This window comes from Cohnella sp. GbtcB17 (genome assembly GCF_019091135.1).
Taxonomy (GTDB): domain Bacteria; phylum Bacillota; class Bacilli; order Paenibacillales; family Paenibacillaceae; genus Cohnella.
On the sequence record NZ_JAGXJW010000001.1, the window covers coordinates 138,334 to 163,124 of the forward strand.

10 protein-coding genes are annotated in these 24,791 nt (G+C 57.2%); all 10 read left to right on the top strand.

What is annotated here, in order from left to right; genetic code table 11:
• Positions 1-49: 49 nt before the first annotated feature.
• The 10 genes from KVT38_RS00520 to KVT38_RS00565 all read left to right on the top strand — a co-directional run bounded on the left by KVT38_RS00520 (position 50) and on the right by KVT38_RS00565 (position 24,606).
• Positions 50-817 (top strand): hypothetical protein, encoded by a 768-nt coding sequence (locus KVT38_RS00520; protein ID WP_217591721.1) that lies wholly within the window; start codon positions 50-52, stop codon positions 815-817.
• Between the two features lie 649 nt (positions 818-1,466).
• Positions 1,467-2,843 carry an ABC transporter substrate-binding protein gene (locus tag KVT38_RS00525; RefSeq protein ID WP_217591722.1) on the top strand — a complete coding sequence of 459 codons (1,377 nt, stop codon included), beginning with the start codon at positions 1,467-1,469 and terminating at the stop codon, positions 2,841-2,843.
• 130 nt (positions 2,844-2,973) lie between these two features.
• A complete protein-coding gene (locus KVT38_RS00530) occupies positions 2,974-3,912 on the top strand; it encodes a carbohydrate ABC transporter permease (RefSeq protein WP_217591723.1) in 939 nt (312 codons plus the stop codon).
• On the top strand, positions 3,913-4,743 hold the full coding sequence (locus KVT38_RS00535; RefSeq protein ID WP_217591724.1) for a carbohydrate ABC transporter permease: 831 nt from the start codon (positions 3,913-3,915) through the stop codon (positions 4,741-4,743).
• A gap of 144 nt (positions 4,744-4,887) precedes the next feature.
• Positions 4,888-6,669 carry a cache domain-containing sensor histidine kinase gene (locus tag KVT38_RS00540; RefSeq protein WP_217591725.1) on the top strand — a complete coding sequence of 594 codons (1,782 nt, stop codon included), beginning with the start codon at positions 4,888-4,890 and terminating at the stop codon, positions 6,667-6,669.
• Positions 6,641-8,236: a response regulator transcription factor gene (locus tag KVT38_RS00545; RefSeq protein ID WP_217591726.1), complete on the top strand. Its 1,596-nt coding sequence runs from the start codon at positions 6,641-6,643 to the stop codon at positions 8,234-8,236. Before KVT38_RS00540 ends, KVT38_RS00545 begins: the two co-directional genes overlap by 29 nt.
• A 441-nt stretch (positions 8,237-8,677) precedes the next feature.
• Positions 8,678-9,835 carry a glycoside hydrolase family 88 protein gene (locus KVT38_RS00550; RefSeq protein ID WP_217591727.1) on the top strand — a complete coding sequence of 386 codons (1,158 nt, stop codon included), beginning with the start codon at positions 8,678-8,680 and terminating at the stop codon, positions 9,833-9,835.
• Positions 9,836-10,151: 316 nt separating this feature from the next.
• On the top strand, positions 10,152-16,991 hold the full coding sequence (locus KVT38_RS00555; protein ID WP_217591728.1) for a CBM96 family carbohydrate-binding protein: 6,840 nt from the start codon (positions 10,152-10,154) through the stop codon (positions 16,989-16,991).
• A gap of 213 nt (positions 16,992-17,204) precedes the next feature.
• Positions 17,205-17,903 (top strand): hypothetical protein, encoded by a 699-nt coding sequence (locus KVT38_RS00560; RefSeq protein WP_217591729.1) that lies wholly within the window; start codon positions 17,205-17,207, stop codon positions 17,901-17,903.
• 310 nt (positions 17,904-18,213) lie between these two features.
• Complete coding sequence (locus tag KVT38_RS00565) at positions 18,214-24,606, top strand: immunoglobulin-like domain-containing protein (protein ID WP_217591730.1); 6,393 nt, start codon at positions 18,214-18,216, stop codon at positions 24,604-24,606.
• The last annotated feature ends 185 nt before the right edge of the window (positions 24,607-24,791 follow it).

The window sequence follows — 24,791 nt, forward strand, 5'->3', positions numbered from 1 at the left end:
AGAGGTGAGTAACTAACACACGATCTCATGAGGAGGTACAATGGACCCCTTGAATTCACTGAAGTTTTTTTTAGATAACGGTAAATACCTGGCTAAGATTGAAGCCAGCAAGCAACTAGATATTCTGAGAAATCTTATTAAGCAATTCCAAGTCGAAAATAACTTAAGGAAGTTTTATTGGAGAACGGAGGGAGTTGCAGGATACTTTGAGTCAATTCGTATATTTGAGGAAGATAAGGAAGCACTGAAGGACTATCTGATGCAAGTTGGAGTACTTCCAGTAGTTGTGGACGTTAAGTGGAGAAACATTGTGGAGAGTGATCAAAAGCTTTTGCAGAATAGGATTTTACCGCAGTGCCCCATCCTTCGATTCACGCCAAATAATAATATGCAAGACAGTATAGATAGGATTATTGAGTATAATGAAAAAGCAAAAAAACTTAACTTATCCGAGCAATTAACAGAGTGGAAAGCTGCTAAGAATAAATTTGCATTATTACAATTTGAGTGGGAAACGATTAGGAAACAATTGCAACACAAACTTATTCCAGGTGAAAAAATAAAGTTAGATCAGGGGACTATATCATCATTAATCCAAGATCCCTTCATTTCAGGTGAGAGTTTACATAAATTGCTGGGCTCAAATGCAGTTGAAAAATACGGAACAGTTAACCATAGTAAACTCATGATTTTTATGTCACGCGGGATGGTCAAAAAATCTGAATTGAATATTTACCGACGCATTGTGGATATTAGACTGAGGTATGTCTTGAAAGTTATTAAAAAGAGAACATTAAGCACGGATATGAGCAGTTAAGAAACTGAGTGAGCTAGTTATAGAATGTAGGTCATCTCTGGCAGCAATGAGGTCAGGGGTCCGATCCCCCTTGGCTCCACCACACATACAATAGCCTGAATCCTTGCGTAGCAAGTTTTTTTTGTTTTTTGCCTTTTAACTTATTGGTGAGCTGTTGACCGACAATTTGCGTTTGGGGACGGATTGGGGACGAAAGTTCGAGACGAGCACAAGAGAGCTGCGTTTCTCGAAGTGATGCTTGACGACGCATAGGATGGCGATGCCAAAGCCTTCCGTTGACATCTAACCGGGGCCCGCATAGCTTGCGGGTTCTTTTTAATTTAGTGACGCCTCTCTATCACCATAAATCGTCCGGCCATGGGTCAGCCTGATACGGAAGGACAATCTCGATCTAGGGTAGCAAAATGCTTGAGACGAAGTTAGGCAGTATCACTATTCGTCTTTTTTTTGCATGGCTGGGCGGCGTATCTCACTGAAAAATCCGCATCTCGACCTTAAAAAGGGCGCATATCCGTCTTTAAAAACTTCATTGGTCGAGCGTCCGGGGAATGTTACGATATTTTCAAGGAAACGCCTTAACCGACGATGATGCGCACATCCCGGACCGTTCCGAATTGGAGAGTCATAGAAAAGGGAGGCTTTATTCCAAATGGCCAACTCGGCAAAAAAACGTATTGTTCAAGTTGCGGCGCCAGCCCTCGCGCTCACGCTCGCGCTCGCGGCCTGCGGCGGCAACGGCAATAACAACGGTGGCTCGACCGCATCGTCATCAGCGCCGCCTTCGTCCTCCGCCACTTCGGCAAGCTCGTCCGCATCCGCTCCCGCGAAGGACGTCAGCTTCACGATCGGCTACGCGACCGGCGACCCGGCGACGAAGAAGGCCGTCGCAGATACGATCGAAGCGTTCATGAAGGCGAACCCGAACATCAAGATTAAAGATATCAGCGAAGGTACAACCTCCTCGTACTTGGACTGGCTGAAGACGAAGGACGCGGTCGACGAATTCCCGGATCTCGTGGAAATGCGGGATACGGAGATCTTCGCCAAGTCCGGCAAGATCGTCGAGCTGCCCGCGGACCTGTTGGATCTGTTCTCCAGCGTTCCGGAGGTGAACGGCAAGAAGTATAACGCGCCGATCACGCTGAATGCGCCAATGGGCATCATATACAGCAAAAAAGCGTATGCCGACGCCGGCATCACCGAGCTGCCGAAGACATACGACGAGTTCCTCGCCGCGCAGGAAAAACTGAAGGCGACCGGCATCACCCCGATCGTCGTTGGCGGCAAGGATATTTTCCACATGGGCTTCTGGCTCAATAAATTTTTGATCGACGATGTGTACGTGAACGATCCGGACTGGAACAGCAAGCGCACGGCGAAGCAGGCCAGCTTCACGGACGCCGGCCCCGTACAGGCCATGACCGACTACAAGGAGCTTTTCACCAAGTACGTCGACAAGGGCTGGCTCTCCACCGCCGACAATCAGACCGCGTCGATTCTCGTCTCCGGCAAGGCGGCCCAGCTGTATTCCGGACCTTGGATGTTCACGCAGATTCACGACGCGGATCCGAACTTCGATTTTGGTTTCTACGCGCTGCCGGACCGTCAAGGCAACGTCAATGTCATCGGTCTTCCTTCGCCGGCGGGTTGGAGCTTGTCTGCAGAAGCGGCCAAGGACGCTGACAAGACCGAAGCGATGAAGACCTTCATCAAATTCTTCTTCTCCAAGGAGCAGTACGCCAAGTATCTGCAATCGGCCAACGGCATTCCATCGACCAAGGAAGAAATTCAGTATGAATCTCTGCCGCAGATGCAGGACGTGCTGAAGCTGGTCGCGGATCCGAACGTCAAGAAGTCGCTCGCAATCAACAACTGGTGGGGCGAGAACCAAATCCCGCCGCAGTTCCGCAACTGGTATTACAAGCTCATGCAGGATCTGGTGCTCAAAAACGGCGACGTCAAGGAATACATGAAAAAGGCTGACGAAGAGTACGACACCGAAGTTAAAGCGAACGCCCAGCAATAAAATGCGTTTGAACGGCCGTCAGGCAACGACATTCGCGCCTCCGGACGGCCGTTCGGCCACAGGAACCGGAGCAGCCTTCGCGCGACGCGCAGGCTCTCCTTTTACCGGCACGACTTGGAGGTATCCGAGCATGGACCATACGACCAGCTATCTGTCGGGCAGCAAGGCCCGCGCTGCGAACGCAGTCAAAAAGAAAAGAAAATGGGCGAGCCACACGCTGATCTTCCTGATCCCGTCGCTCGCGCTGTACACTTTATTTGTCATCGCGCCTACGCTCAGCAGCGCCTATCTCAGCTTCACGTCCTGGGACGGCGTCAGCGATCATATCCGTTTTATCGGCTTCGACAATTTCACGGAGATTTGGAACAGCGAGCGGGTGCGCAACGCGCTGAAGAACACGCTCATCCTGACGCTTGTCCTGGTCGTTCTGGAGAACGTGGTCGCCATCGCGCTCGCGATCATCGTCGATCAGGTCCGTTGGGCCCGCAATCTGTTCCGAAGCGTGTTCTATTTTCCCGTTCTGCTCAGCGGCATCGTCATGGGGTTCGTCTGGACGATTATCTTGAACTACAACTTCGGCGTCCTGAACCAGTTGCTCGACACGATCGGACTCGGGTCGATGAAGGCGGACTGGCTCGGCAGCCCCAAGTTCGCGTTGGTGTCGATCATTCTGTCCACCGTATGGAAACAGGCGGGATATTATATGATTATCTACCTGGCAGGGCTGCAGGGCATTCCGCAGGAGATGAACGAGGCGGCGGCGACCGCCGGCGCGTACCGCTGGCAGCAGTTCCGCAATATCACGTTCCCCATGCTCGCGGGATCGCTCACGGTCTGCTCCGTCCTCTCGATGATCTCCTCGCTCAAGATCTTCGATCAAATCGCGGTCATGACCGACGGCGGACCGGGCTTTGCGACCGAGACGCTGACCTACATCGTCTACAAGGTCGGCTTCGGCGAGCTGCGCCAGGGCTTCGGCACGGCGATGGCGATGGTGCTGTTCCTGATCATCCTTGTCATCACGGTCGTCCAGGTCAAGCTCCTTCGCAAAAGGGAGGTGCAGCTCTAAATGGAAAAGCGAAGAAAGACGGCGGACATCGTGCTGTTCACCGTGGCGCTGCTAATCGCGATCGTGTTCTTCTTCCCGATTTTTTTCAATCTGATGTCGGCTTTTAAGAGCAATTCGGAGATTTTGCGCGATGCGATTGCCTTCCCGAAGGGATTGTATCTGGACAGCTTCCGATATCTGCTGACGGAAACGGAGTTCCCGCGGGCAATCGTGAACAGTCTGATCCTGACAGCCGTCTCGATTCTGTTCATGGTGCTCGTCATCCCGATGGCCGGGTACGCGATCGAGCGCTCGAACGCCAAGTGGACGAACTATGTGTTCGTCTACTACCTGGCGGGTATGATGATTCCGTTCCAAGCCTATATGATCCCGCTTTTCAAGGAACTCAAGATGTTCGGCATGTACGGCAGCCTCGTCGGGCCGATCGTCATCTACGTCTCAGGCTCGGTTGGCTTCGGCGCATTGCTCTATACGAGCTTCCTGAAGGGAATCCCGCGCGAGATCGAAGAGTCCGCCGCGATCGATGGAAGCTCCAAGTACGGCATCTTCTTTCGGATCGTGTTCCCGCTGCTAGGTCCCTGTACGGCCAGCATGGTCGTACTGAACGGACTAGGCGTCTGGAACGACTTCCTCATGCCGATGCTCGTACTGCCTTCAGGCAAGCCGAAGACGATGATCGTCGAGATTTTCTACTATGTCGGCGAGTTCTCGTCGCGATGGGACATGATCTTCGCCGGCACGGCAATGTCGATCGTACCGATCCTGATCGTGTTCCTGCTGCTGCAAAAGTACTTCGTCAAAGGGATCGCGACAGGCGCGGTCAAGGGATAAGCCTCCAAATAACGGTTTTGCTTGCGAACCGTCTCAACCGGGGGGCATACGGAAAATTCCGTGTGTCCGCCCGTTTTTTCGTTTCGTGATCCGCGACTTTGTTTGTATGATAGAAGTGACCTGAAGAGAAGGGAGAGAGCGCTTATGCGAAGATGGTCGCACAGTCTGTTCGTCAGGTTCTCGGCCGCGTTCCTGTTCGTCGGGCTGCTGCCGATGATCGCGCTCAGCATCTTCTCGCTCAAGACGTTCACGTCGCATGTCGAGCAAAATACGGTGAATAACCTGGAGCAGATGAGCTATTATATGGGCACGAATCTGGACAGCATTTATGCCAAATACAACGAAGTCTCCAAGCTGATGTACGTCGGCACGACGGACGGGTCTAATCTGGGTTTGGGTCACAGCGTCAGTGTCAGCGTGAACGAGCAGGAGCGCATCAACCAGATGTCGATCGACGACTTCCTGTCTACGGTGCTCTACAGCGACACGTATATACGCAACGCTTTTTTCGTCCGCGCGTCAGACGGCAAGCTGTACCGCCAGACGCGCGACAACAAGGCGTTCCGGCCCGAACGTCTGAATCTTGCAGAGTGGCTGGCGCCGCTCGAGGCGAATCCGCGCAAGCTCGTGCTGTACCCGACGCACCAAGAGATCTACTACGCGGACGCGGGACGGCAGGTCATCACCGTCGGGCGCAATCTGATCGACACGTCCGGGACGGACCTCAGCGTGCCGAAGGTGGTCGGCACGTTGTTTTTCGACGTGGATGCAGCCGTCATGAGCGATCTTTTCCGTGAATTGAACCTCGGGCCGAAAGACGAGCTTTATGTGCTGGACGGCCAGGGCTACGTTTACTACAGCAACCGCGGCGATGCCGGCGAACGGCTAAAGGACGGTTTTGCGCCCAAGGATGACATGCTTATATTCAGCCAGGATATCCCTTTCTTGAACGGAAAGGTCATCATACGCCTCTCGAAGCGCGATCTGTACGAACGCCTCACCTCAACGCGTACTGCGGTGCTGACTGCCATCGGCATATGCGCAGCGGTCCTGATCGGCATGGGCATCTGGTTCTCGCGCCGGCTGTCGGATCCGATCCGCAGCGTCATCAGGCAGATGATCAAGGTCGAGTCGGGCAATCTTGACATCGCGCCTCTCCCGGGCGGACTTGACGAGGTCGGGCGACTGTCGCACGGCTTCAACCGGATGGTGGACCGCCTCCGAACGTTTATCGACGAGGCCTACGTGGCCGAGATCAAGCAGAAGCAGACCGAGCTGAATGCGCTGAAGAGCCAGATTCGTCCGCACTATCTGTACAACACGCTTGAGGTCATCCGCATGAACGCGGTGGCCAGCGACGCGGCGGAAGTCGGCGACATGATCCGCTCGCTGTCCCGGCAACTGCAGTACGTCATCGACTACGGCGAAGATTCGGTGTCGATCCGCCGCGAGCTCGACCACCTTCACAATTACTTTAATATTATCAAGGTTCGGTACGAGAGCAGGATCGAGCTCGGCTGCGACATCGCGTCGGACGTCGATCTGGAATGGACGATCCCGAAGCTGTCGCTGCAGCCGATCGTCGAGAACGCGGTCCAGCACGGCCTGCTGCCCAACGGCGGCAAAGGCGTGGTCCGAGTGACGATCGAAGCTGAAGAAGACAGGCTTGTCGTCATCGTCTACGACGACGGCGTCGGGATGGAGCCGTCCGTGCTTGCAGCTCTGAAGGCCAGGCTGAACTATCCGGAGCCGGCTTCGCGCAGCATCGGCCTGAAAAACGTGCAGGATCGGATACGGGCCATGTACGGTGCGAACTACGGTCTTTCGATCAGCAGCCGGCCCGGCATCGGGACGTCGGTTCAGATGATTTTCCCCATTGGCGAAGGAGGCGAAGGACGTGACGATACGAATACTGATCGCGGATGACGAGCCGATCATTCTGAAGGGGCTTCGCAAGCTCCTCCCGTGGGAGGCGCTCGGCATGGAGATCGTCGGTCAGGCAGGGGACGGCGCCGAGCTGGAGGCGCTGATCGCTTCGCTCGATCCGGACATCGTCGTCAGTGACATCAGCATGCCGCACCGTACGGGCATCGATATTCTGCGTACGATCGCGGCGCGGGGCTTGCCAGTAAAAACGATCTTCATCAGCGCTTACCAGGAGTTCGCCTACGCGAAGGAGGCGCTCTCGCTCGGAGCCGTGGACTATTTGATCAAGCCCATCGAGAAAGAGCAGCTCGAAGGGGCTTTGGCTAAGGCGACGGCATTGATCCGGGAGGCGGGCGAGGATACCCGGCGCAAGGACAAGCTGAGGCATCTGGAGGAAAAGCGGAGAGCCGAGGAGCTGCAGGAGGGCTTGAGCCGGCTGGCGGAGGGCGGCCTGTCGCCACGCTCCGATGCTTACCGCATGCTGAACGAAGCGTTCCGCACGCCATTCTTCACCGCGCTGTCCGTATCGATCGAGCGTCTTGGCGGCAGCGCCGGACGATGGACCGAGCAGGAGCGCAAGCTCGTCGAGTTCGCCGTGGACAATATGCTGGCGGAACTCATCGTCGATCCGGGCGTCGGGCAATTTTTCGGCAAGGACGGCTGCCGTACGGTCGTCATCGCCCATAGCGAGGCAGCGAAGCCCTTCGAGATCGCGCAGGATATCAAGACCAAGATCAACACTTACTTGAAGCTGGACGTATCGGTCGGGATCGGGCCGCCCGTGCGGGAGCTGTCGCGCGTCACGGACAGCTGTGCCAAGGCGGGACAGGCGCTGCAGATGAAGTACTTCGAGGGACTAAACAAAGTGCTGCCGTACGCGGAGGGCGCGCCCGCGGCAGCGGACGAGAGCGAGCTGTACCGGCTGCGGACGGAGATCGTCCAGGCGCTGATCGGCCGCAGCCGCAAGGAGGCGCTGGACGCGCTCGAAAGGCTGTTAGCCCTGATCCGCGCGGCTGCCGCGGGCAGCAAGACGCTCGCGGTATCCACGGCTTTTTCTTCGATGCTCGCCGTCGTACAGGAGATCCGCAAGTCCGGCGTGGCGGTAGGAGATGGAGGGTTCGACATTCAGGGGCTCCAGGCACGCCTCGGAGACTGCGAGACGTTCGCCGCGATGGCTCAGGTCGTGCGGGACATGGTGGAGGAGCTGTCGGAACGCATCGACAACCGGACGGGCAACCGGGACAAGATGCTGCTCGCCCGGATCAGGCAATATATCGAGGAGCATTACGCCGACGAGCTGACGCTTGAATCGGTGGCGGCGATCGCCTATATGAATCCGTACTACTTCAGCACCTTTTTCAAGAAGCAGATGAACGAGAACTTCAAACCGTATGTGACCGATGTCCGGATGCGGCACGCGGCGCGCCTGCTCGAGCATACGGACTTGATGATGTACGAGGTCGCGGAGAAGGTCGGCTACAACAACGCCCGCCACTTCAGCGACGTGTTCAAAAAGACGTACGGCAAGATCCCTAACGAATATCGGCAGGAGCGGAGAAACGTTTGAGAGGCGCCTCGACGCTTCAATAGAACGGAACGCTCCAATGATTAAGCCTGCCCCGCAAGAAAAGGTATTCGCCTGCCTTCGCGATATATTCGATTCCTTCCTCTACTCCCTGCGACGAAGAAAAAAACGTCGAAGTCCAGCGTTCGGTCGTGATGCGCGTAAATTCCTTCGACCCTGTTGTAACCGACGTCCCGCACGAGCGGGAGGGAGCGGGCGGACGGCGATACGGTCCGCATCGAGCTGCCGACTGCCTTGAAGGCGGAGCCGCTGCCGGGAGAAGCGGGTATGTATGCCCGAAGGGACCGATTCGCGAAGAACGGCCAAATCTGTGAAAAAATTGACCTTAGATCTAAAGAAAACAGCATAAGTAACGTCCATGGGCCATGCTAGACTTAGAGTCATTAAGGTCGAATATATCGTAAAAGAGGCAGGCGAGAGATCATGCTGCTGCAGGACAGCGATCAACAATGGCTGGAAGGCGTCGTCGGAAAAATCCGAACGAAGCTGGCTTGGGTGAGCGAAAAATCAAAGCGCAAGATTCCGTACACGACCGTGTACGGAACGCACGACAACCGGATCACGGACAATCCGACGGGAACGGAAACCGATGGCATCTACTGGTGGACGAACGGCTTCTGGGGCGGCATGATGTGGCTGATGTACCATGAGACGGGCGACGACAAATACAAAGAGATCGCTAACTTCTCCGAGGAGCAGCTGGACGAATGCTTCCGCGGCTACTACGGACTGCATCACGACGTCGGCTTCATGTGGCTGCCGACGAGCGTCGCCAACTACAAGGTGACGGGCAATCCTGCGTCCCGGAAGCGCGCTTTGCACGCGGCCAACCTGCTGGCCGGACGCTTCAATCTGGCCGGCGGCTTCATCCGCGCTTGGAACGATCTGGCGGACGGGGACACGCGAGGCTGGGCGATCGTCGATTGCATGTTCAACATCCCGCTCCTGTACTGGGCTTCGGAGGAAACCGGAGATCCGCGCTTCAAGCAGATCGCGATGAAGCACGCGGATACGGCCATTTCGGCGTTCGTTCGTCCGGACGGCTCCGTCAACCATATCGTCGAGTTCGATCCGGAGAACGGAGGCGTCGTGAGAACCTACGGCGGACAAGGCTATGAGGAAGCTTCTTCCTGGACGCGCGGGCAAACGTGGGCGCTTTACGGCTTTATGATGAGCTACATCCACACCGGCAAAATAGAGTATCTGCAAACGGCGCAGCGGATCGCGCACTACTTTATCGCGAATATCCCCGAGAGCGGGATTATCCCGATCGACTTCCGCCAGCCCAAAGAGCCCGCTTACGAAGACTCGACCGCGGAAGCCATCGCCGCCTGCGGCCTGATCGAGATCGCGAAGGCGGTCGGCACGCACGAGAAGGACATGTATCTGCGCGCGGCGGTCAAGCTGCTCCGCACGCTCGACGAAGTCCGCAGCGACTGGAGCGAGGAGAGCGACTGCATTCTGATCAACGGATCGCCCGCCTACCACAACGACAATCGCCATACCGCGATCATCTATGGCGACTATTACTTTATGGAGGCCGTGTTCAAGCTCAAGGGCAACGATTTGTATTTGTGGTAAACGCTCCGAATGCGGGCTGAAATCAATATAATTACTTATGGAGTGGGCAATGGCATCATTGCTTACTCCATTTTTTTTATCGGCTCCTTATCGGCAAGGGATCGTCTTTATCCGGTTGATCCGTTCCGCGCAGAACCGTCTCATCGCGCATGGATCGCCTTCGAGGGTCGTGCTTCCGCTATCGAATCTTAAAAGAGCTACAGTAATCTATTAAAAAAGGTGCATACCTCAGGGGAACGACTTCCTTACAATAAATTAGAAAGCGTTACCAAGTTTCAAAATTCATCGTTTCAAGAGCCAAAGGAGGAGAATGATTTTGATAAAAAGATTGCCGATCTTATTGATCCTGGTGATGACGGTCTCGCTATTGGCGAACGCCGGAGCTTCGTTTGCGGAGTCCGCTGCTACGACGACATCCACGGTTCAGGCCGCAGCTGACGTTTATGTTCACTACGGGAGCCCGAGTGCCGAGGCGGAGAACCACGCAGCGGATAAGAATTTGCTCGTTGGCAACGGACGCAGCACGTATCTGCAATTCGATGTAAGCGGTATCTCGCAGCCGATCGTGCAGGCGCAGTTAAAGCTCTACGAGAACGATCATAACGCCAATACGATCTCTGTAGTTGAAGTGACCTACGACAACTGGGACGATTCGATCACGTACAAGACGGCTCCCTCCACGGATGGCGGCGAATTCACTCAGTTCAAATCGTCGGCAACCGCCAACGTCTTTGTTAGGGCCGACCTGACGACGGCGGTCCGGAATGCCGCTTCGGGAGACGGAATTTTATCCTTGAACCTGGGCAAGGTGGATGCGGTGAGTTCCACTTATCCGAGCGACTTCGCCTCTTCCCGTTATTCAGACTCGGCTAGGTGGCCGGTGCTGGAGATCGTCACCCAGAATCCGCTCTCGGACGCGGATCGGGTTCAGTTGGATCTGGCCGGCCTGGATGCGCTGGACAACACAACGGTATCCGAGGACTTAAGCTTGCCGTCAGCGGGAGCGGAAGGCTCCGCGATCGCCTGGGAAACGGACAATCCGGATGTCATCGCCAGCGACGGGAAGGTCACCAGACCGCCTGCGGACGGAGAGGATGCCACGGTTCATTTGACGGCCACGGCTACATACGGCTCCGCATCGGATACGAAAACGGTCACCGTCACGGTCCTGAAGGAGCCCGTGGTGTCCGAGTCGTCCGAGACGATGCACGAATCGTTAGGCGCTATTATTGCGCTGGCGCAGCAAACGGCTGACGGAGCGGCCGTCGGCAGCGAGCCCGGCCAATATCCGCAGGCGAATCTGGATGCTTTTCAGCAACAGATTGCCGCCGCTCAAGCTGCGGACCAGCAAAGTAGCGGAAATTTTACGGCGGCGGTAAACAATCTGATCGATGCCGGCAGCGTCTTTCTGAGGAGCGCCGCGATCTCGAACCTGGTTGTCAATGAGAAGAAAAATCTGCTCGAATATTCCGCGTATCGCCGCGATTTGACGGTGCTCGTATGGCAAGCGCGGGCGCAGCTGCTCGTAGAGCCTGCGTTCTATACGAAAGCCGACAAAGCGGCGCTGCAGGATCAGATCGATCATGCGCAGGCGGTATTGAACGGAACCTACGACGTGCCGTTCGTTCGCAACCGGTCATTCTACACCCCGCGTCCGGATGAAAACATTCAAACCGCGATCAGCTATACGACGCAAATCACGGGCTACGATACCATGACGAACGGGCTGCAGCCGACGCTGGATTGGTACAGAAAGCAGCATATCCTGTTCGACGCATACAAGGAGGTAGATCTAGCCCCGACGGACGACACCTATATCAACAGCGGCAGCGCCGGGAGCTCGTTCGGCAGCGTTGGATCGATCATTTTGAGCGGCAACGAGAACGCGGGCCGGATCGGTTATTTCAAGTTCGATCTAAGCGGCGTCTCCGGCGACATCCTGTCCGCGGATCTGGTCGTTTCGAACAAAAAGACGGACAACAACAAGGTATATACTTATTTGCAGGACAACGATTCGTGGAACGAGGGCACGCTGACCTGGAACGGCGCGCCGCAGGACGGCGGCGCTCTCGCGCACGGTCCGCTGCTCGGCACCTTTTACTTGGGCAGCAAGAACGGTTCGGCTTCGGTATCGCTGACCCCGGCGGTTCTGTCCGAGCAAGCGAAGGACAATAAGATTAGTCTGACGCTCGTTCAGGATGCCGGCTCCAATTTCCCGGGCGAGTTCTTTTCGAAGGAAGCGGCGGATTCGGCCAGACAGCCTTATCTGAAGCTGGTAACGAACTTGCCTGTGGCAAGCAAGCTTGAGGCCAAGTATAGCGATATTCTGAATTTAGCGCAGACCTTCCTGAACGGGACGACGGTCGGCGATGGCGTCGGCCAATATCCGCAAGCGGCCGAGGAGAAGTTGCAGTCGGCACTGGACCAGGCATCGTCCGTTCATGAGAGCGGGAATCCGACGGACATCGGCCGCGTACTGGTCGAGGTGTTCGACGCGATGAGCGAGATGAAGGAGTCGCAAATCTTGCGCAGCCAGGTCGAGCCGGATTCCAACCTGTACTTCACGGCAGCCGAACTTCAGGGATTCGCGAACAAAGTAAAAAATAACCCGCAGTTGACGGAGCAGTACGATCAGGTGAAGGCGATGGCCGACCAGACCACGCTCGATCAGATCAAGACGATGTCCGAGACGCTGCTGACCGACCAGCTGGACTACGACAAGATCGATTCCTTGTACAAAGCATGGTCCACGATCAAGAACGTAAACTTCACGGCGCCCGCCAATACCGCTTCGGCTACGCTCAAGTTCGTGCTGCCTTCGGCGAACAACGAAGCCGACGGTCCGCTCGGCCACGTCTGGATCGACGGTGTAGGGATGGTGCCTTCGTCGGTTGCCGGCACGGTAGACGTGCAAAATCCGGGCTTTGAATCCGGCACAGACGCGCCGGATCACTGGAATCTGACCGCTGAGCAAGGTTCCCCGACGATGAGGATGGAGACGCGGCCGAACTTCGTGCAGGAGGGCGGACAGTCGGTCTATCTGGAAAATCCGACGGCGGGCGACCAGGCCGCGCTTGTGTACGACGGAACGTTCCCCCTTACGGCCGGAAGCAGCTACAACATGACGTATTCGGTCAAGCAGGACGGCATGCTGAAGGCAGGCGTGCAGGTGATCGTCACGTACAAGGATGCCAGCGGCAATGACCTCGGCCAATTCGTGTCGAGCGCCAATCAGCAGTCGTTCCCCGGCTTCAATTACGAACTGGGCATGCAGACGGACTCCATCGTTTATGCCGTGACCGGCGACAAGACGTATGCGGAAAAATCGAAATACGAAATGTTGTTCCAATTGAACGACTTCCTGCAAGGGGTCGAAAATTGGCTCGTACTGAATGCACGGCCGTATGGCAGCGATGCATACGGCGCCGTGCAAGGCGGGCGAGTGGCGAGTTCGTTGGCTGCGGCTTACACGATGATCAAGGACGCGGACGTATTCAGCCCGGAGGAATATGCCGATCTGCTCGCCAAAGTTGAGTACCTGCTCACCGACCTGTGGAACCTGCGCGATGAAGGAGAACGATCGTTGGAGGAAGTCAACGCCGGCTCCGGCAACTGGCAGACGGACATGGCGGCGGGTTCCGCGGCGCTCGCCATGGTATTCCCGGACCTGCCGCATGCTCGCATGTGGATGAACAACGGCATTCGGGTACTGGAAGCGCAATTGCAGTTCGGCGTGAATCCCGACGGTTCCTATCCCGAGTCGTTGCGTTATATGACGGCGTTCCAGGCCCGGTTGTCCGAATTCGCCAAGGCGCTCCGGAACTTGACGGGCGAGGACTGGTTCCAGTCCTCGAACCTGGCGAAGATCTACCAGTACAACCTGGATGTGCAGACGCCGCCCTACGCGTATTTCGACAATCGGATCAGCACGCCGAGCTTCGGAGACCACAATATGACCGATACCGGCAACTTCGCCTATTTAGGCCTCTACTACAACGAAGTAGCGCAGACGAATCCGCAGCTGGCCGCGCAGATGTACGAAGCCTGGGTGAAATCGGGGTACGAGACGTCGCAGTATTGGGGAGAAGGCGTGGCGCTGGAGCATTTCTTCGCCCCTGGCAAATTCGACAATCCGGATAACGTGCGGACGAATTTGCAATCCAATAAAACCTATTTGGGAGCGGGTCTCGTTCAATTCCGGAACAACTTCGGACGCCCGAACGAAAGCTATCTCTCGTATCTGGCGAATTCGACCGCGCTCGGTCACGGGCATTACGACCAGGGCTCGTTCATCCTTTACGCGAACGGCGTCCCGCTCGTCATGGATCCGGGCATCGACAGCTATTTTGCCAACAGCAAAAATTGGTACGTCGGTTCTTCGGCGCACAGCACGGTGCAATTCAAGAATGGCAGCACCTACGCAAATACGCCGACCACAAGCGCATTGACGGATTTTTATGCGTCGAGGCCGCTGGATTTCGTTCAATCCCGCATTGCGAATGCCGGCGGCGCGGGCACTCAAACCCGCAGCCTTGCTTATGTCAAGAACGGCATCGACGCTTACGTCATCTGGGACCGCATTCAAGGCGCGAGCGACGGTACGTTCTTTAATCTGCCGGTGGCGGCCACGGGAACAACGATAGACGGAAACAAGGCGGAATCGACCGGATTTTATAATATGGATTTGGAGACGACCTTTCTCCAGCCGCAAAATCCGGACATTCAAACCGAGTGGGGCGTTAGCACCGACCTGTCACCGACGGTCGACGGTGCCCATCAATTGAACTATATCCGTGCAAAAGCGGGTGCGAACGAGAACTATTTAACCGTTCTGTACCCGAAGGGGAAAGATCAGGAAGGATTGACGACGGAAGCGCTGGAGTCGGATAACGGCTCGGTCGTGCTGTACAAGGCGCATACGTCCGACGGCAAATGGATCGTGATCGCAGCGAACAACAGCGATCAGAACCAACTGGTGACGATACCGGTCGGCGAGTCGCTGGTGGATTTGCGCTCCGGCGCCGAGCTGGAAGCGAACGGAGGCATCGTGCAGGCCAATCTGAACGGCGGCACGCTGTATGTGTTGAAGCCGGCGTCGCTGGCGGACGGCGCGCCGACATCCATCGAAGTGACCGGCCCGCAGCAGGTGGCCAAACCGGATAGCGGCAGCGTTAGATACAATTTCAAGGCCGAAGCGATCGATCAGTACGATGACGCGGTTGCCGGTCAAACGATTCAATGGTCGTTGGACGACAGCGTACAGGGAGCGTCCATCGATCAAGGCAAAGGGATCCTGACGATCGATTCGTCCTACCCGGGCCCGAATTCGCTTGCCATCACTGCCAGGAGCGGGGACCTGACGCAGACGTATACGGTTGCCGTGCAGGGTTCCGACGCCGGGACAACGCAGATTCTGCGCAGCATTGTCGCGCCTTCGCCGATCACGGGCGTCGCCAGCGGGACGGAGAAGACGGCAAGCGCCCTCGGATTGCCGTCCAAGGTGACGCTTGAGACGAACAACGGCAATATGGAAGCGGAGGTTGTCTGGGACGTAGACGCCGCGGATTACGAAGCCGGCGTGCAGACTAAGCAGACGTTTGCGGTAAGTGGTACCGTAAAGCTGCCGGAGGGCGTAACGAACCCGGACAACGTTTCGCTTGCGGCGACCGTTCAAGTCACGGTCGACGAGGTCGTAATTCTGGTCGAATCGGTTAGCCTTAGCCCGATCGCCCTGAACCTCGTCGCCGGTGCGACCGGACAGTTGACGGCAACGGTCGTTCCGACAAATGCGGCGGATCGGTCGATAAGCTGGTCTTCCAGCGACAATGCCGTTGCCACAATAGACAAAGACGGCAAGGTCACGGCGGTATCGGCTGGAACGGCAACGATTACGGCGACCGCCGCGGACGGCAAGCACTCCGCAGAGGCGACGGTTTATGTGTCCGGCTACGTGCCTCCGACCGTCCCTTCGGTACCGTCCATCCCGCAGGAGCCAAGTCACAGCGTTGCCAACAACACGGTAACGGTAGAAGCCAAGGCTGATGCCGACGGAACGGCATCCGTACAGGTGCTCGCTTCCGATGTGTTGCAGGCGGTTGAAAATGCCGCCGCAGGCCAATCGGTCGTGATCGCAGCGCAAGTCGGCGAAGGCGCGAGATCGGTTCAGTTGAACATTCCGGTAGCAGCCATCGTCGAAGCCGGCAAGAAAGCCGTTCAAATCTTAAAGGTGGATACCGGCTTCGCGACCGTCAATCTGACCTCGAAGCTGCTGGAAAAAGAGGGCGCCACCCAAATAAAGCTGAGCATAGCCCGGGTCGATCGCGACGAGCTGCCCGCGGACGCCTTGGCGCAGTTGGGAAGCGGAGCGAGCGTGTATGATTTTCATCTGAATGTGAACGGCAGCGAGATTCATACGTTTACCGGCAACGAGGTGACGGTGGAGATGCCTTATTCGCTTCAGCCGGGAGAGAACCCGAATCAAGTCGTTCTGTACTATCTCTCGGAAGACGGCAAGCTTGAGGTCGTCAAGAACGGCAAGTACGATGCCGCGACAGGCAAAGTAACGTTCGTTCCCAAGCACTTCAGCAAGTATGCGGCAGCTTACACCGACATCTCGTTCGACGATCTGGGCGGCCTGCCGTGGGCGCAGGACGCCATCTATGGACTTGCGGCCAAAGGCGTCGTTCAAGGCGTAGGCAACGGCCGATTCGATCCGAATCGCAGCGTTACCCGAGCCGAGTTCATCGCGATGCTGATGAAAGCGCTGGATCTGAACGGAGCCGAGGTCGCAGCTTCCGGAAGTTCGTTCAACGACGTCGCGGAAGGCGCCTGGTACGCCGACGCAGTGACGGCTGCCCGGAAGCTCGGCATCGTCAACGGCAGGTCGGCCACGAAATTCGGCGTGTCGGACCCGATTACCCGTCAAGATATGGCAGTTATGGTTGACCGTGCATTGACCGCTATCGGCCATGCGGAGACTGCAGCCTCAGTCTCGACCGCATTCGTCGATCAGGATGCGATCAGCGGCTATGCACGCGAAGCCGTTGAAGCGATCCGACGCGCGGGCATCATCCAAGGAACGGACGGCAATCGGTTCGAGCCGTTCTCGCACACGACCCGTGCCCAATCCGCCGCGGTCATCTACAGACTGCTCTGACCTAACGAACAACCTACAAGGGGCCGTCCCGCAAGTCGTATCAGACGACTTGCGGGACGGCAAACCGGAAAATATTGCGCTTTGCATGGGCCAAGATCGGACTCGCGAATGTAAGGGGGGTGAGTTCAAGCTACCGCCGAAGACAACGCAGTCATTCGAAGGTTCCATCTATGTTTCTGAATGCGATTACAAAAAAGAAAGGAGGCTAGAAAAATGATTCGATTCCTGAGAAGCAGGCTTGTGCGCAAAGCGACGGTTTGCGCGGTACTGATCGCCGCGCTGACGGCCGGCCTTGTCGCGTACGCGGACAGCGCGTGGGTATCCGTGGGCGGCGTACCGACCTATGTCACGTATAACAGCTACGGGCTGAAGGCTAGAGCGCAGACGTCGACGACGAACGCGGATGCCAACATTACATTGACGGGCTCCGGTTCCCTCACCGCGTATCAGCCCGGGTACATCTCGGGCAAGTGGCTGTTATTCGTCCGGGACTCCTATGTGATCCTGCAGGGAAAAGGATATTACAAAATCCGGTGGGAGCCCGAATATTGGGTCGCGCCCAACCAGCAACTGATGCTCCCCACGTTCACCGTCACAACCGGCACTAATCTGTTCGTCGCGCAGGGCGGGAGGATCGGCGTGAACAACAGCTGGTTCAGATACGCCGAGACGAACCCGGTCGTTCAATACAATTTTGTCGACGGATTACACTACCTGGACAGCGCGGGCAACAAGCGGGACATGGAATGGCAGGATAAATACTATTACCTAGATGGGACTGTCAAGATTGTATGCAATGAGCGGCGGAACGGCACCGGCGCGTATAACATCGCGATTACGCCGGTATTGTATTCGGATATCACCGCGATACGCAGCCAGTCGAGCGGTTATCTGGACGTGAAGGACTTCTGAGTGTCGCTTAGGAGCAGCATACGATCAGCAGGTGAGACCGTCCGCGAGGACGGTCTTTTCGCGTGACGGCAAACCTCTTAAAAAACAGCGGTTTCGTCTATAAAAACCGAATTCATGGCAGGAAGCCCAAATGATATTCTTACGTTGCGGCAATTCGCGATCAGTCTAATTTCGTATTCCGGGGAGGTTGACGATAAAATCGGCAACAAATTTTGATAGCGCTTGCAATGATGGTTGAGAAGGAACCGAAATCGATTTTTACCGGGTATGACGCAGCACATCCAAAGGAAACAATGGAGGTTGATGAATCATGATTCATTTATGGAAGCGAACGACAGCGGGCTTGTTGGCTGCAACGATGGCCTTCACGCTGCTGCTCGGCGCAGCCATTCCTGCAAGGGCGTCTGCTGATGCGGCAACGAGCACAGTCGTCGTCAAGCTGGCACCGACGGACGATACATATATCAATCCGTATGTCGGCTGGCGGGACGCGCGCAACGACAACTTTGGATCCAATGTCATCATGGTCGTAGGCAACAACAATCAACCGATGCTCAAGTTCGACTTGTCGTCCGTGACCGATCCGATCACGAGCGCAACGCTCAAAGTGTACAAAAACAATAACAACTCGGTCACTTACGCCGTATACAAAGGCAATGCTGACGATTGGTCGGAGGGCACGATTACCTGGAACAATCATCCCGATCTGGGTAGCCCAATCGCCGATGCGTGCGGCACTTATCCATGCTCGGCACCTTATTATGCTGACAACGTCATGGCGCTGAACGTGACGGAAGCCGTCAAGGCCGAGGTTGCCGGTGACGGGAAGATCACGCTGTCGCTCATTCCGACCAAGGCGGACGGCACGGTCGATTACACGGTGACCCCGTCTTTCGACCTGGTCTCGAAGGAGAATACCGCGAAGATCGCCTTGCGGCCGGTGCTGGAGATTGTGACGCAGCGGGCCATCACGGCCGCGGAGCGCGTCGCGAGCGACAAGGCCAAGCTCATTGAACGCTTCGAGGGCTTGTCCGTGACGGGCAATCTGACGCTGCCTGCCGAGGGGGATCTGAACTCGGCCATCTCCTGGTCGTCCGATCAGCCCGCTGTCATTAGCAATAAAGGCACGGTCACTCGCCCCGAATGGTACGCGGACGCGGATCCGCAGGTGACGCTGACGGCTACGCTGTCCTACGAAGGGATCACGGATACGGTCGATTTGAATATGACCGTCTTGCGTCAGCCCGTGCCGACGGACGAAGAACGGGTCGCTCGAGACAAGGCGCTGATCCTCAGCCAATTCAACAACATGACCGTTAACGACGACGTGGCCTTGCCGACGGAGGGGAGCTATGGCTTCTCGACGATCGCATGGGTATCCGACAAGCCGGAGGTCGTCTCCGACACGGGTACGGTTCACCGTCCGGATGGACAGGACGTCACTGTCAAGATGTCGGTCACGCTAAGTTACGGCTCGGTCACGGACCAAGCGGATGTCCAGTTCCTCGTGCCGAAGCTCGCGCCGCGCACGCCATCGAAACTGCTGACGCTGCAGGGCGTCCTCGGGGAAGCGCAGACGCTGCTCAGCCGTTACGAAGTCGGCACGGGCCCCGGGCAGGTCTCTCAATCGGCCAAGGATGCCTTCGCGTCGGAGATCTACAAAGCCGAGGCGATCGTCCAATCCGAGACGGGCGATCTTGATTACGGAACGAAGCGGCTGCGGGCCGCCGGCGATATGCTGATCGGCAGCGCGAACGTATCCGATGCGGTCGTGGATGCGGCTGCGAACACGCGGGCCTACTCTGCCTACCGCAAGGAACTGACACGGCTTGTGTGGCAAGCGCGAACGCAGCTATTGGTCGAGCCGGAGATGTATACAAAGGCTGCCAAGCAAGCGGTGCAGGAGCAGATCGATCATGCGGAGGACGTACTGGCCGGCACGTACAGCGTTCCTTTCGTCCGAAATCACGAATACTTCGTGCCAAGACCCGACGAGGACATTCAATTCGCCATCGATCACTACGCAAGGTCTTCCCACCCGTTTGGCAGCAAGTACGGTTTGAAGGCGGTGCTTGCCTGGTATACGGACGATCATATTTTATCGGGAACCTACAACACGATGACGCTTTCTCCTTCGGACGATACATTCGTCTGGGTGACGGAGAAGACCGTTCCGCATAATGGGAATACGTTAATATATGGAGAAGGCCGGTCGGCTTATCTGAAGTTCGATCTCTCCTCCATTGCCGCCGGCGTGCTGAAGGCCAGCATGAAGGTAACCAACTTCAAGTGGGATACGAACACCACCCAGGTTCACTATGAGACGAACGACGACTGGACGGAAGGTACGCTTACGTACCCTGCAAACGGCGCCCCGGTGCTGGGGCCGATCGTCAATACGTTCGTGCTGGGCGGAAAAGACACGGTCGCCGCCGGCACGGTGGATCTGACCAGCCAGGTTCAGCTCGAGCTGCTGGGCGACAAGAAGCTCTCGCTCAGTCTGGATAATGCGCCGGGTACGACATGGGCATCCGAAATTTACGCTAACAATACCGACAATGCCGCCAAGCGGCCTTATTTGCAGATCGATCTGAATCAGGTGGTCGATGCCAAGCTGCAGGCGAAGTACGAACGGATCCGAGCGGATGCCGAGGCGCTGCGGCAAGGAGCGGTAGCAGGGAGCGGGGCCGGACAATATCCGCAAGGCAGCATCGACGCGCTGGCTTCGAGCCTGTCGGCTGCAGAGCAAGCCAAGCAGGGCGGAAACGCCGAAACCCTCGGGGCTGCGCTCGTTCGCGTATACGACGCGATGAACGACATGCGACACGCCCAGGTGCTGAGAAGCGAAGCGGAGCCGGAGTCGACGCTTTATTTTACAGAGGAAGGGCTTCAGGAACTGCGCGACAAGATCGGGCAGTCGCCCGCGCTGAAGGCCAAGTACGACGAAGCGAAGGCCGTGTCCGACCAAATGTCGCTCGCCGAGCTTCAGGACTATTCCGCGTTTCTCGCGGACCAGCCGGATTACGATGCCTTCAATGCCAAATACAAGCTTTGGAGCGCGTCGCCTACGCTGACCTTCACGCCGCCCGCCGGCACGGTCGCCGCCACGTTGAAGTTCTCGCTGGATTCGGCGGACAATGAAGTCTCCGGACTCGGTCATGCATGGGTCGACAACGTCAAAATAACGCCGTCCAACGCCGCGGATCTGGATCTTGCCAACGCTGGATTCGAGGCGGGAACGAGCTTGCCTGACGAATGGTCTCCGATGGTCATTAAAGGCAATCCGGTGCTGACGTGGGAAGACCGGACGAACTTCAGCACCGAAGGGAGCCGTTCCGTCTATATCGAGAATCCGACGGCAGCCGATCAGGGCGGCTGGACCTACAACCGCGATATCCCGCTCACGGCCGGTCTCGGCTACACGCTCAGCTTCGCAGCGAAGATCGACGGCAAGCTGAAGAACGGCGTCAAAGCGACCTTGACGTACAAGAGCGCTTCGGGAGCGGCGATCAGCTCCATCGATCTGATCAACAACAAGAAGTCCACGATGGGGCCGCATTCCAATCTCAGCATCCAGTCGGACGCGCTCGTCTTTGCGGTGACCGGCGACATCACGTATGCCGAGAAAGCCAAAGAGCGAATCCTCTGGAATCTGAACGACTTCCTGCAAGGAGCGGAATACTGGCAACTGACTGATGCGCGACCGGATGGCAGCGATGCCTACGGCAAGGTGCAGGGCGGACGGGTCGCGTCGATCCTCGCCTCGGCGTACACGTTCATTGCGGACGCCGGCGTATTCTCGCCGGAAGAGCATGCCGACCTGGTTAAAAAGCTTAACTATCTGAACGCGTTCCTGAATGATAGCCGGGACCGCACGGAGCTTGACGATTACACCGTACAGATCGGCGCCAGCAACTGGGAGTCGGACGCGGTGATTGGCGCCGCCATGCTCGCGATGGCGCTGCCCGAGCTCGACAACAGCAAGCAATTGATTACGAACGCGAACAAATTGCTGAAGGCGCAGCTCACCTACACGATCGGACCGAACGGAGAATGGCCGGAATCGATCCGGTACGCCTATGCCGTGCTGTCGCGTCTCGCCATATACGCCAAGACGCTCAGAAACGAGACGGGAGAAGACTTTTTCGCCTTCCCGAAGCTTGTGCAAATGTTCGAGTACACGCTGTCGATGCAGACGCCTCCGTACGCTTACTTCAACGGCGGGATCAGCACGCCTGCGTTCGGCGACGATCTGCTGCTCGGCGGCAACGAATTTTCGCTGCTCGGTCTCTATTATGACGAGGTCGCCCGTACGAACGCCGCGCTCGCCTCGCAGATGTACCAGACCTGGGTCAAGGCGGGAGAGTCGCTGCCGGCCAACGGCGTGGAGACGATCCTCATGGAAAGCTTCTTCACCCCGATCGGCTTCCAGACAGATTCGACGCCGCTGAAGCTGAATTCGACGGACAAATACAGCTGGAATGGCGTGTACTTGTTCCGCGACGGGTTCGGAACGGCCGACGAGACGTTCTTGTCGATCATGGCCAACAAGACGCCGCTCGGTCACGGTCACTTCGATCAGGGATCGTTCACGCTGTACGCAGGGAGTACGCCGCTCGTCCTCGATCCGGGCGTCGAGAGCTACTTCGCGACCACGAAGGCCTGGTATACGGGCTCGTCCTCGCACAGTACGATGCAATTCGCCAAGGCGGGCAGCGCTTCGTATCTGGATACGCCGTCGATCAGCGACAACCAGCGCTTCTCGACCAACGATGCCATCGATACGATGTCGCTGCGAATCTCAGACCCGAACGCAGGCTCGGCGGGCAAGCACACGAGGAGCATCGCTTATGTTAAAACGGGCCTTGATGCTGTCGTCATCTGGGATCAGGTCAAGGGAGCCAGCACCGGCACGGTCTGGAATCTGCCTGTCGTAGCCTCGAAGCTGTCGGAGATCGACGGCAATAAGGTAGAGTCTACGGGACCGTACAACATGGACCTCGAGACGACCGTGCTTCAGCCGGCGAATGCCGCCATCCGTCAGGAATGGGGGCGCGCGCCAGCAATCGTACCTGCGGTAGACGGCGAGACCAAGCTCGAATATATCCGCGTGCCTGCCGACGTGAATCAAAATCATCTCACGGTACTGTATCCGAAGGCCAAGGGACAGGCGGGTCTTCAGACGGAGCTGATCTCGTCCAAAGACGGCGTCGATGTGTATCGTCTGCAGTCGGAGCAAGATAGCTGGTCGCTGCTCGCCGTCAACAACGGCGATGCCGATGCTTCGGTATCCGTACCCGCGGACGAGACGCTGGTCGATCTTCGCACGGGAACAGAATTCGCCGCGGCGGACGGCAGCGCGACCGTCTCGGTAGCGGCGAATGGCATGGCCGTCTTCGCGGCGAAGTCGGCGGTCGAGGAGCCGGGCACGGATCCAGGTACGGATCCAGGCACGGATCCAGGTACGGATCCAGGTATGGATCCGGGTACGGATCCGAACCCCGTCAATCCCGTGACTCCGGTCCAGGTTGGACAGGGTACGAATCTCGGCCGGATCGGACCGGACGGGGTTGTCGACGCAGGCACGCTTCGCCAGGCATTCGCGAGCACCGCCAACGTCGAGATCACGGCCCGTTCCGGCCTTGCCGTGCTACCGGCAGCGGCGCTGACGCAAGCTTCGGGCATCCCGGGCGCGTCCGTCTCGGTGATCAGCGACTACGGCACGTATGAACTGCCGCTGGGACTGCTCAAGCTGGATGAAGCGGCCAAACAATTGAATACGGATGCAGCTGGCTTAACTGTTAAAATCTCGATTCGCAAACTCGGCGAGCAGGAGGCGCAGTCGATCGAAGCTGCCGCAGCCTCCGCGGGAGGTACGCTGCTGGCGGACGCCGTCGACTTCAGCGTGGTCATCGCGAATGCGGCCGGTCAGTCGTTCAAGCTGGATCAGTTCGGCAGCGTCTACGTCAAACGTTCCATTCCGGTCAAGAAGACGTCTTCGGGTTCGGCAACTGTAGCGCTGTACGATCCGACGGAGGGTACGCTGTCCTTCGTGCCGGGCAAGGTCGGTGACGGCACAGCCGAATTCATGCGGCCCGGCAACAGCGTCTATACAGTCGTCGAGCTGAGCAAAACGTATGCCGACCTGGCCGGACATTGGGCTCGGGCGGATATCGAAAAGCTCGCCGGCAGTCTGATCGTGAGCGGCACGAGCGCCGATCGCTTTGAACCCGATCGCGGCATCACCAGGGCCGAATTCGCCGCGCTCGTCACGCGTGCGCTAGGATTGAACGAGGCGCCGGCAAGCGGCAGCAACTTCAAGGACGTCGCAGAAGATGCCTGGTATGCGCCTTCGGTCGCGATCGCGAAGGCATCAGGTATCCTGAGCGGATACCAGGACGGCAGCTTCCTTCCCGATCGTCCCGTGACGCGACAGGAGATGGCGGTCATGCTCGTCCGCGCCATGCGCTACGCCGGCGCATCCGCAAGCGTCGCCGTAGAAGAGAAGACGAAGCTGCTTGGCCAATTCAAGGATACGGACCGCGGCGTGTGGGCCCACGAGGAGCTGGCCGAGGCCTTGCAGGCCGGTATTCTTAAAGGACAATCGGCGGACAGGCTCAGCCCGAATACGTCTTCGACGCGGGCCGAATCCGCCACGATGATCCTGCGTATGCTCAAGAAGATCGATTTTATTTCCGAATAGGGGTTGGCGGCCAGCCCGCGTTATTGCAATCCTTCCTCTCTCATCTGCTCGATGCACCGTCCCGGCATTGTCCGGGGCGGTTTTTTACTTTTCTACGTCCGGCGTGTTCTTAAAAAAGCGCGGTTCCGGCTATAAAAACCTCATTCAAGCCAGGTCCGACCGGTGATAAGGTTAGGGCAGATTCC

Coding starts and splice junctions, on each gene's coding strand:
- KVT38_RS00565 (WP_217591730.1), top strand. CDS start 18,214: ATGATTCATTTATGGAAGCGAACGACAGCGGGCTTGTTGGCTGCAACG.
- KVT38_RS00530 (WP_217591723.1), top strand. CDS start 2,974: ATGGACCATACGACCAGCTATCTGTCGGGCAGCAAGGCCCGCGCTGCG.
- KVT38_RS00560 (WP_217591729.1), top strand. CDS start 17,205: ATGATTCGATTCCTGAGAAGCAGGCTTGTGCGCAAAGCGACGGTTTGC.
- KVT38_RS00525 (WP_217591722.1), top strand. CDS start 1,467: ATGGCCAACTCGGCAAAAAAACGTATTGTTCAAGTTGCGGCGCCAGCC.
- KVT38_RS00535 (WP_217591724.1), top strand. CDS start 3,913: ATGGAAAAGCGAAGAAAGACGGCGGACATCGTGCTGTTCACCGTGGCG.
- KVT38_RS00540 (WP_217591725.1), top strand. CDS start 4,888: ATGCGAAGATGGTCGCACAGTCTGTTCGTCAGGTTCTCGGCCGCGTTC.
- KVT38_RS00550 (WP_217591727.1), top strand. CDS start 8,678: ATGCTGCTGCAGGACAGCGATCAACAATGGCTGGAAGGCGTCGTCGGA.